The organism is Candidatus Magnetaquicoccus inordinatus (assembly GCF_004217665.1).
Taxonomy (GTDB): Bacteria; Pseudomonadota; Magnetococcia; order Magnetococcales; family Magnetaquicoccaceae; genus Magnetaquicoccus; species Magnetaquicoccus inordinatus.
Window position 1 is genome coordinate 1 of the sequence record NZ_RXIU01000418.1, and the last position, 1536, is coordinate 1536.

At 51.6% G+C, this 1536-nt stretch carries 1 protein-coding gene; it reads right to left on the reverse strand.

Annotation, left to right across the window (positions count from 1 at the left end; all coding sequences use genetic code 11):
- A partial coding sequence (locus tag EJP87_RS16175; protein ID WP_130472880.1) for an ATP-binding response regulator occupies positions 1 to 1425 on the reverse strand: 1425 nt, incomplete at its 3' end.
- Positions 1426 to 1536 lie beyond the last annotated feature (111 nt).

Sequence of the window (1536 nt, forward strand, 5' to 3'; positions counted from 1 at the left end):
CGTCAACAGCACAAAGCGCTCTGTAGACTCCAACAGCTTTGGCTCTGCCCCAGGCTGCTCTGTCTGGGCATTGGCATGCGGCAACAGCTCAATGGTCACGCTGCCCCGCTGGGTAAATTTAATGGCATTCATCACCAACTGCTGCACAATCTGCCGCAACTGCTGCGGATCACCCAAAAAATGGTTCGGCAGAGTCCGCTCAATACGCCATTGCAGGCGCAACCCCTTCTCTTTTGCCTTGGGCAGCAGCTTATCCACCACCTCCCGCAATAATTGGGCAAAATCAAAGGGCAGACGCGCCAAAGCCAGACGATTGGTCTCAATACGCGCAAAATCGATAATGCCATTGAGCAGATTCAACAAGGCATGCGAAGAGTCCTGGACAATCTGTAAAAACATCTGCCGCTCTTCATGATCGTTGCTCTGGCGTGCCAAATCGGTCATGCCAATAATGGCATTCATCGGTGTGCGCAGCTCATGGCTGATATTGGCCAAAAATTCACTTTTGGCCCGGTTGGCCGCCTCAGCCCGCTCTTTGGCTTCATACAAAGCCTCTTCCATGCGTTTGCGTTCGATAATTCCCGCCAGGGTATCGGCAATCGCCACCAAAAAAGCCGCCACCTCTGCACTATAGGGCTCCTCGGCAGGCACCTGGAACAACCAGATCCCCAACACCTTGTCACCTGACAAAATGGGTGTCTGATACAAACTGGCCAGCTTTTCCTGGCGCTCAAAACGGACACCCGCCTGCTGCAAACGCTGCATCGCCTCAAAGCCAGCCTCTCTCTGTTGGCGAAAATAGTGAATCTGCCGTTGCAATAACGGTTGATCCAACTCCAGACAAGAGCCGGATAACAGATCCGATTCCGGGGTTCCATCCGATAAAAAGATACAACCACGGGCGCTGTTTGACAGCCAGGGAATGGCCATGACATGGCCAAGAATATGTTCCAGTTGGGCTTTGAGAGGCAGATCCTGCAAAGAGACGCGCAAAACGGTATTGATGGTATTTTGCAAATCCTGATTGCGGCGCATCCGTCGTTCTGCCGCCTTGTGATTGAGCGCCTGTTGCACAACAACAGGCAATAAATTCAAATAATTACGTTCTCGATCCTTGAGCAGATAATCAAAGGCGCCCGCTTTCATCGCCTGAATAGCCACCCCTTCGTCGCCACCGCCAGTCACCACAATGACCGGAATCCCCTGCAAATGGGCAAACAGATCCAGCGCGACACCATCTCCCAAACGATAATCGGTCACCACCACATCAAAAATATCTTGCGCCAAATACTCCTTGGCCTGCAGCAAAGAGTCGGCCATGGTGGTTTTGTAGGCCAACTGCTCCTTTTTTAACAGCCGTTTGAGAGCCATCTGATCGACTGGATCATCTTCCACCACCAATAATCGACAGAGTTGATTTTCCATGGCAATCGGTCTCACGGGCAACAGATGGAATCGTCAAGCAGATGCACTGTCGATTATTGCCAATCGCCAGCGCAAATACAACATCCACAGCGACGGAAAACTGTTTTTTCC